This window comes from Streptomyces sp. NPDC024698 (assembly GCF_055559015.1).
Genome location: NZ_JBVHLK010000014.1, coordinates 188,558 through 197,126, shown reverse-complemented (window position 1 = coordinate 197,126; position 8,569 = coordinate 188,558). Strand labels below are relative to the sequence as shown.

At 70.8% G+C, this 8,569-nt stretch carries 6 protein-coding genes; 3 read left to right on the top strand and 3 right to left on the bottom strand.

The features are described 5' to 3' along the window. Positions 1–107: 107 nt before the first annotated feature. Positions 108–1,730: an ABC transporter permease gene (locus ACZ4AA_RS27190; protein WP_467608295.1), complete on the bottom strand. Its 1,623-nt coding sequence runs from the start codon at positions 1,728–1,730 to the stop codon at positions 108–110. Further along, the gene (locus ACZ4AA_RS27185) at positions 1,727–2,752 is read right to left on the bottom strand and encodes an ABC transporter ATP-binding protein (RefSeq protein ID WP_467608292.1); all 1,026 of its coding nucleotides are present in this window, start codon (positions 2,750–2,752) and stop codon (positions 1,727–1,729) included. The genes ACZ4AA_RS27190 and ACZ4AA_RS27185 overlap by 4 nt, the downstream gene beginning before the upstream one ends. A gap of 102 nt (positions 2,753–2,854) precedes the next feature. Between ACZ4AA_RS27185 and ACZ4AA_RS27180 the strand changes: the two genes are divergently transcribed. After that, a complete protein-coding gene (locus tag ACZ4AA_RS27180) occupies positions 2,855–3,352 on the top strand; it encodes a GbsR/MarR family transcriptional regulator (protein WP_467608288.1) in 498 nt (165 codons plus the stop codon). Between the two features lie 475 nt (positions 3,353–3,827). On the opposite strand, the gene ACZ4AA_RS27175 is transcribed toward ACZ4AA_RS27180, so the two are convergent. Further along, complete coding sequence (locus tag ACZ4AA_RS27175) at positions 3,828–4,682, bottom strand: diacylglycerol kinase family protein (protein WP_467608285.1); 855 nt, start codon at positions 4,680–4,682, stop codon at positions 3,828–3,830. 200 nt (positions 4,683–4,882) lie between these two features. On the opposite strand from ACZ4AA_RS27175, the gene ACZ4AA_RS27170 reads away from it, so the two are divergent. Both ACZ4AA_RS27170 and ACZ4AA_RS27165 read left to right on the top strand, forming a co-directional pair. Further along, positions 4,883–6,166 (top strand): adenylosuccinate synthase, encoded by a 1,284-nt coding sequence (locus ACZ4AA_RS27170; RefSeq protein ID WP_467608278.1) that lies wholly within the window; start codon positions 4,883–4,885, stop codon positions 6,164–6,166. A 480-nt stretch (positions 6,167–6,646) separates the two neighbouring features. Beyond that, positions 6,647–8,464 (top strand): bifunctional metallophosphatase/5'-nucleotidase, encoded by a 1,818-nt coding sequence (locus tag ACZ4AA_RS27165; RefSeq protein WP_467608273.1) that lies wholly within the window; start codon positions 6,647–6,649, stop codon positions 8,462–8,464. Positions 8,465–8,569 lie beyond the last annotated feature (105 nt).

Genomic DNA, 8,569 nt, shown 5'->3' with positions numbered 1-8,569 from the left:
TGCAGGGGGGACCCTGTGGGAGAGTAGGACGCCGCCGAACAATTTTTGAGAAAACCCCTGTGCCGGGGATACCGGTACGGGGGTTTTCTGCGTTTCAGGACCAATTCCTATGCAGCCATGTCACGCCGGCGCAGGCAGACCAGTCCCGCCGCCGTCAGTCCCGCCGCGATCGCGGTGAGGACCAGGACCGGTGTCCAGGTCATGGTGCCGCCCGGCAGCTTCGGGAGATGGCCGAAGGGGGAGAGGTCCATCACAACCTGGGGGATCTTCAGGGCGGGTCCGATCCAGCCGAGGAGAAGGACGAGGCCGGCCGCGGCCCAGGCGCCCCTGGCGACCCGGGGCGAGAGACCGTGGAGCAGGACCGTGAAACCGCCCAGCGTCCAGACCGCCGGGACCTGGACCAGACTGGCGCCGAGGACGGCACCGAACGCGGAGCCGTAGCCGAGCGCGAGGCCGAGTCCGCCGAGCAGCATGATCAGGACCGTGCCGCCGAACGCGAGGACGAGATGCCCGCCGGCCCAGCGCAGCCGGCCGACGGCGGTCGCGAGCAGGGGTTCGGCGCGCTGCGAGGTCTCCTCGCCGTGCAGTCGCAGTACGGAGGAGACGATGTACAGGGCGGCGACCATGCCCAGCATGCCGACCATGGCGGCCAGGAACGCGTCGGTGATCCCGGCCTGCCCGCCCATCCGCTCGATGATCTCGCGGGTCTTGGCGTTGCCGCCGACCAGGTCCGCGGCCCCCTTCGTGATGCCGCCGAAGGCCGCGCCCGCCGCGAGAAAGCCGAGGCTCCAGCCGAGCACCGCACCACGCTGGAGGCGCCAGGCCAGCGCACCGGCCGAGCCGAGTCGGCCGGTGGCGGGTCCCGGCCGGGTGGGCAGGAAGCTCATGCCGACATCGCGCCGCCCGGCCAGTACGTAGGCGACGGCACCCTGTGCGCCGACGGCCGCGACGAACAGCGCCAGGACCCACCAGCGTTCGTCCGCGAAGGCGCGGACGTTCTCCAGCCAGCCCACCGGCGAGATCCAGGTCAGCACCGACGAGCCGTCGTCGGTCGCGGAGTCGCCCGCCGCCCTGAGGACGAAGGCGGCGCCGATCAGACCGCCCGTCAGGCCCTTGGCGAGCCGCGCGCTCTCCGTCAGCTGGGCGACGATCGCGGCCATGGTCGCGAAGACCATCCCCGTTCCGCCGATCGCGAGCCCCAGCGCCAGGGCCCCGGAAGCACCCTGTCCGGAGAGGCCGCCCGTGACGAGAAGGGCGAGTACGGAATCGGCGACGAGTGCGGCGAGCAGGGCGGCGGTCAGCGGGGCCCGCCGCCCGACCATCGCGGCGGAGACGAGTTCCTGACGGCCGCTCTCCTCCTCGTCGCGGGTGTGCCGTACGACGATGATCAGGCTCATGATCGCGGCGAGGGCCCCCGCGTATCCACCGATGCGCCAGGCGGTAAGTCCTCCGAGCGAGTCGCCGAACACCGGTCCGTAGGTGGCGCGCAGGGAGTTGTTGGCGAGCATCTGCCGGGCCAGGGAGGCGCGTTCGGCCGGGGTGCCGTAGACGCTCTTCAGCGAGGCCGGCAGGGAGAGCACCATGAGGGCGGTCACGCCGATCCACAGTGGCGTCGTCACGCGGTCGCGGCGCAGTGCGAAGCGCAGCAGGGTTCCGGTGCCGGCCAGGGGGCGGGAGCCGCCGGAGCGGGCGGTGAAGGGGCCGGCGGCCGGGCCGGTCGTGGCGGTCATCGGGTCACCGTCTCCGCGGAGCCGTCCGCCTGTTCGTCGCCCGCGTGGACCGCGCCCGGCTGCTGGTCCGCCCGGCCGTCGTCCTCCTGGTAGTGCCGCAGGAACAACTCCTCCAGGGTCGGCGGGGTCGAGGTCAGGGACCGTACGCCGGAGTCGGTCAGCGTCCTCAGGGCGGCGTTCAGCCGGTCGCCGTCGACGTGGAACCGGACCCGGCAGCTGACACCGTCGGTCCGTGCTCCGGCGTCCTGGACGTCGAGTTCGTGGACTCCGGGCAGGGACGCCAGTCCTTTCGGCGGCCCGGTGAGCTCGGCGGTGACGCTGGTACGGGTGAGGTGGCGCAGGTCCGCGAGGGTGCCGCTCTCGACGGTCCGGCCCGTGCGGATGATGCTGACACGGTCGCAGAGTTCCTCGACCTCGCTCAGGATGTGCGAGGACAGCAGGATCGTGCGGCCCCGGTCGCGTTCCTCGCGGACGCACTTCTGGAAGACCTCTTCCATCAGCGGGTCCAGGCCCGAGGTCGGCTCGTCCAGGATGAGTACGTCGACGTCCGAGGCGAAGGCGGCGACGAGGGCGACCTTCTGGCGGTTGCCCTTCGAGTAGGTGCGCCCCTTCTTGGTGGGGTCCAGTTCGAAGCGCTCGATCAGTTCGGCGCGCCGCGCCGGGTCGAGGCCGCCGGTCCGTCCGCCGCGCCGGGCGCGGCCACCGCCGTGCAGCCGGCCGTAGAGGTCGATGACCTCGCCGCCGGAGAGGTTGCGCCACAGCGTGACGTCGCCGGGGACGTAGGCGACCCGGCGGTGCAGTTCGACCGCGTCCGCCCAGGGGTCCATGTCCAGCATGCGGGCCGTGCCCGAGTCGGCGCGCAGCAGGCCCAGCAGGACCCGGATGGTGGTGGATTTCCCGGAGCCGTTGGGGCCGAGGAAGCCGTGCACCTCGCCGGCCTCGACCTCCAGGTCCAGCCCGTCGAGTGCGTGCGTCCTGCCGAACGACTTGTGCAGTCCGGCGACGCTGATTGCCTTCGTCATGGCCCGAACGTACGCTTCGTTCAGAAGTTTGTGAAGTTAAGGAAACATATAAACTCTGGATACACTCGACCGCGAAGCGTGAGCAGGGGAGATGATCGACAGATGGCGGAACCGAGTGCGGCGAGGGATCCGGAGGCGGTCTCGCAGTTCGTCGAGGGATTCGCGGCCCAGCTCGTGGAGGCGGGGATGCAGCGGATGCCCGCGCGGGTCTTCGCCGCGCTGCTGGCCTCCGACTCCGGTGCCATGACCTCCGCCGAACTCGGCGAGCAGCTCCAGGTCAGCCCCGCCGCCGTGTCCGGCGCGGTGCGCTACCTCGCGCAGCAGCACATGGTCGGGCGCGAACGTGAACCCGGCTCGCGGCGAGAGCGGTACCGCGTGCACAGTAACCAGTGGTACGAGGCCCTGACCAACCGTGACGCGGTGCTCAAGCGCTGGGAACTCGCCCTGCGCGCCGGTGTCGACTCCCTGGGTTCCACGACCCCCGCGGGCCGGCGGCTCTCCGAGACCCTCGCGTTCTTCGAGTTCGTCGACGGCGAGGTCGCCGCGATGATGGAACGCTGGCGCGCCCACCGCGAGCAGTTGTTCGGCGACGGCGCCTGACCAGGAACCCCGACAGCGCACCTCCGGCAGCTCGGGCATCCCGGAGCCCGGTCGCCTCGCCCACCCGGGCACCCCGCACCCCGGGGGAACCCGCCCCGGCGCCCCGGTCGGCTCATGTCATCGTGCGGTGCCGGTGCCCCCGCCTCCGGTGGGACTCAGCCGAGCTCCGGCCCGGCCTTGACCGCCCCGGGCCCCCCGGGCCCCCGGTCGCCCCGGGCCCCGGGTGAACCGGCCCCCGGCGTCCCATCTGTGGACGTGCTCGTGCAGGCGTCCCCAGCCGGCCTGACACCCCGGGTGGACCGGCCCCGGCGCCCCGGTCGGCGTACGACTTCGTGCGGTGCCGTCGCCTCCGCCCCCGCCCCCGGTGGGGCTCAGTCGGGCGCTGGACCCGTCTTGGCCGGCCCCGGCCCCCCGGCCCCGGATCGGCGTCGCTCGGTCCTTCAGGGGGGCGTCAGGGGGCAGGGCGGGGGTGCTGTCACGTCGTGGCCGGCAGGGTCAGGCCCCAGGCCGATTCCCGTACCGTCCAGGTCCGGGTCCTCACCGGGCCGCTCACCACGGAGTCCGCGCCGTAGCGGAAGTCCGCGCCGGAGACGGTGACCTTGTGGCCCAGCAGCCGCAGGGACGAGGGCGCGGCCCCGAAGGACACCGCGCGGACCTCGATCTCGGCGCCGGTTCCCGAGCCCCCAGGTGTCACGGACACGGCTTCCACGGGCTGGTCCAGGTCCACGACGCACACCCCGTCGACCTCGATCCGCAGCCGGGAGGGCCCTGTCGGGGGCGCGGCGGGCCGGGACGGCCGGGAGGCGAGGGTCCGTACGAGCGACTGGCAGGTGCGCAGCCACGGATGTCCGCCGGCCTCCTCCCCTGGCATGTCCGCGAACGCGGCGGCGGCCGGCCGGGAGGGCAGCGAGGGGATGCGCAGCGCGCCGAGCACCACGCCGTCACTGTCGTCCACGAGCAGGTCGAGCCGCCGTTCGGCCCCGTCGAGGACCGCCCGGGCCGCCGCGACGGCTCCCATCGGCACCCCGAGCGACCGGGACAGCGACAGCGCGCCCCCGACGGGGACGAAGGACAGCGCGCAGGCGGCGAGTTCGCGCCGCCGGTGCAGCAGGGACACCGCCCGCAGCAGGGCGCCGTCGTCGCCGATGACGACGGGGCGCCGCGCGCCCCGTCGGATCAGTGCCCGAGCGAATTCCTCGGGCCCCTCCGGGAGGCACACTTTCGTCGCCGCACCCGCGCTGAGCACGTCTTTCGCGATCCGGACGGACTCGCCGTCCGTCCGTCGGGCGACCGGGTCGATGACCACAAGGAGCTGGTCGGAAGCCGCCACCTCGGTCCTGCCTCGCTTCCTCGGGTAACATCTTTCTGCAAGAGCCCCTTGCGCCTTTGCGCCAGGGGCTTCGTCTATTCCGGGGCATCCGGTCCGACGGTCGCGGCCAATGGTGGTCGCCGGTGCACGCAGCCAGAGCCACAAACGGCCGCGTACGCCCCCGACCTTGGACATGCCCCGCCCGGAAGGGGTGTACGCCTGTGCCCGCACTTGTGCTGCTCGGTGCTCAGTGGGGTGACGAGGGCAAGGGAAAGGCCACCGACCTGCTCGGTGGATCCGTGGACTATGTGGTGCGCTACCAGGGCGGCAACAACGCCGGCCACACGGTAGTCGTGGGCGACCAGAAATACGCCCTCCACCTCCTCCCTTCCGGAATCCTCACGCCGGAGTGCACTCCGGTGATCGGAAACGGAGTCGTCGTCGACCCGTCCGTCCTGTTCTCCGAGCTGAACGGGCTCAACGAGCGCGGTGTCGACACCTCCAAGCTGCTGATCAGCGGAAACGCTCATATCATCACGCCTTACAACGTCACTGTCGACAAGGTGACGGAACGCTTCCTCGGAAAGCGGAAGATCGGCACCACCGGGCGCGGGATCGGTCCGACCTACGCGGACAAGATCAACCGTGTGGGCATCCGCATCCAGGACCTCTACGACGAGTCGATCCTCGTCCAGAAGGTCGAGGCGGCGCTGGAGGTCAAGAACCAGCTGCTCACCAAGCTCTACAACCGCCGCGCCATCGAGGCGGGCCAGGTCGTCGAGGAGCTGCTGGGCTACGCGGACCGGCTCAAGCCGTACGTCGCCGACACCGTGCTGATCCTCAACCAGGCGCTGGAGCAGGACAAGGTCGTGCTCTTCGAGGGCGGCCAGGGCACACTGCTGGACATCGACCACGGCACGTATCCGTTCGTGACGTCGTCGAACCCGACCGCGGGCGGCGCCTGCACGGGTGCCGGTGTCGGCCCGACGAAGATCAGCCGGGTCATCGGCATCCTCAAGGCGTACACGACCCGGGTGGGTTCGGGTCCGTTCCCGACCGAGCTGTTCGACGCGGACGGCGAGGCGCTGCGGCGCATCGGCCACGAGCGCGGTGTGACGACCGGCCGTGACCGGCGCTGCGGCTGGTTCGACGCGGTCATCGCCCGCTACGCGACCCGCGTGAACGGGCTGACCGACTTCTTCCTCACCAAGCTGGACGTCCTGACCGGCTGGGAGGAGATCCCGGTCTGCGTGGCGTACGAGATCGACGGCAAGCGCGTCGAGGAACTCCCGTACTCCCAGACCGACTTCCACCACGCGAAGCCGATCTACGAGACCCTCCCCGGCTGGTCGGAGGACATCACCAAGGCGAAGACCTTCGCGGATCTCCCGAAGAACGCGCAGGCCTACGTGAAGGCGCTGGAGGAGATGTCGGGCGCCCCGATCTCCGCGATCGGCGTCGGACCGGGCCGCACCGAGACGATCGAGATCAACTCGTTCATCTAGCGCGGAGCGGTGTCCGGACCAGGTCCGGAGCAGTGGGATCCACGGGTACGCCCCCGGCCGACAGCCGGGGGCGTACCCGTGTCCGGGGCCGGGGACGAGCGGGACCGTGCCGGCCGGTGGTGCGCGAGTGGAGCCGACCGGGGCTCACGGATCGTCCTTCCCGCCCTCCCTGCGCGGCAGTTGTGCGGCAGTTGTGGGAGGCGGGGAGTCCTGTGTCCGGCGGGTGTGTTCGGTGGCGCGGGCCGCGGTGTGCCCGGTGGCGCGGACGACCGTGTGAGGCCGGTGTGAAGACCGGGTGAACACCGCCCGAAACCCGGGCCGGTTGACGCGTGGGGACCTCGAACTGACCGTTACTTGACCGGGACATGGGTTTTTCCTGGTTCCGGAGGGGAGGGGCGGCGACCACGCTCTACGCGTGTAGTTCCGCACGGTTCGCATGGCACGTCCCCCTGCCCCGCCACCCCAGTCCCAGGAGTCCGTATGCCCGTCAATCCCCTGAACCGCCGGGAGTTCGTGAAGAAGTCGGCCGTCACCGGTGCGGCCGTGGCCGCCGGTGGCGTGGCCGCCGCGGCCCCCGCGCAGGCGGCGGACCACAGCCGGCCGAAGCCCCCGCGTACCTGGTCGTTCTCGATCCTGGGCACCACCGACCTGCACAGCCACGTCTTCGACTGGGACTACTACAAGGACGCCGCCTACTCCGACGCCAAGGGCAACTCCGTCGGCGTCGCCAAGGTCGCCACGCTCATCAAGCAGCAGCGCGCCGCCAAGGGCGAGGACCGCGTGCTCCTCGTCGACGCCGGCGACATCATCCAGGGCACCTCGCTCGGCTACTACTTCGCGCGGGTCGACCCGATCACCGGGACGAAGGGCAAGAAGGGCCCCAAGCACCCGATGGCCGTGGCGATGAACCTCATGCGCTACGACGCCGCCGCGCTCGGCAACCACGAGTTCAACTACGGCATCGAGACACTGCGCAAGTTCGAGAGCCAGTGCGACTTCCCGCTGCTCGCCGCGAACGCGCTGGACGCGAAGACGCTGCGGCCCGCGTTCCAGCCGTACACCGTGAAGCACATCCGCGTGCCCGGGGCCCCCGACATCAAGGTCGGCATCATGGGCCTGACCAACCCCGGCATCGCGCTGTGGGACAAGGACAACGTCAACGGCAGGATGGTCTTCCCCGGCCTCGTCGAGCAGGCGAAGAAGTACGTGCCCCGGCTGCGCGCGCTCGGCTGCGACGTCGTCTTCCTGACCGACCACTCCGGCCTCGACGGCTCCTCGTCGTGGGGCGACGCGCTGCCGTACGTGGAGAACGCCTCGAACCTGGTCGCCGAGCAGGTGCCCGGCATCGACGCGATCCTGGTCGGCCACACCCATGTCGAGGTCCCCTCCTACACGGTGAAGAACGCGGAGACCGGCGAGGACGTCCTGCTGTCCGAGCCCTACTGCTGGGGCTACCGGCTGAGCGTCTTCGACTTCGAGATGGAGCTGGAGCACGGCCGCTGGAAGGTCGTCGGCAAGACCGCGCAGACCCTCAACCCCGCGGCCGTGGACGAGGACCCGCAGATCAAGAAGCACCTGGAAGCCGACCACGAACTCGTCGTGAAGTACGTCAACACGGCGGTCGGCACCTGTACCGAGGACCTCTCGGCCGCGGAGTCCTGCTGGAAGGACGTCCCGGTCATGGACTTCATCCACCAGGTCCAGACGGAGGCCGTGAAGGCGGGCCTGTCCACCGCGGACGCGGCGCTGCCGCTGATCTCGGTCGCCGCGCCCTTCAGCCGCACCGCGGACATTCCGGCGGGCAACGTCACCATCAAGGACATCGCCGGGCTGTACATCTACGACAACACGCTCTACGGCAAGAAGCTGACGGGCGCCCAGCTCAAGGACTACCTGGAGTACGCGGCGAAGTACTATCACCAGGTCCCGGCCGGCACGGCGGTGGACACCGCCACCCTCACCAACGCCAACAGCTTCTGGGACTACATGTACGACACCGCCGCGGGCGTCGACTACGAGATCGACATCGCCGCGGCCGAGGGCTCGCGGATCAAGAACCTCACCTACGGCGGCGCGGCCGTCGCCGACGACCAGGTCTTCGTCGTCGCGGTCAACAACTACCGCGCCAACGGCGGTTCGGGCTACCCGCACATCGCGGCCGCGGAGACCGCCTTCAGCGCCCCGGACCAGATCCGCGACCTGATGATCGCCTACGTCATCGCCAAGGGAGCCCTGAACCCGGCCGACTTCGCCGCCGTCAACTGGAAGCTGACCCAGAACGGCACGCCCGTCTTCTGAGCCGCCCGCTCGACGCACCACCCATGACCGGCACGGCCCGGGCCTCACTGGAGAGAGTGACGTCCGGGCCGCCGCCGTGAGCGCGCCGCGGGCGGGGGGAATAGC

Coding starts and splice junctions, on each gene's coding strand:
- ACZ4AA_RS27180 (WP_467608288.1), top strand. CDS start 2,855: ATGGCGGAACCGAGTGCGGCGAGGGATCCGGAGGCGGTCTCGCAGTTC.
- ACZ4AA_RS27185 (WP_467608292.1), bottom strand. CDS start 2,752: ATGACGAAGGCAATCAGCGTCGCCGGACTGCACAAGTCGTTCGGCAGG.
- ACZ4AA_RS27165 (WP_467608273.1), top strand. CDS start 6,647: ATGCCCGTCAATCCCCTGAACCGCCGGGAGTTCGTGAAGAAGTCGGCC.
- ACZ4AA_RS27190 (WP_467608295.1), bottom strand. CDS start 1,730: ATGACCGCCACGACCGGCCCGGCCGCCGGCCCCTTCACCGCCCGCTCC.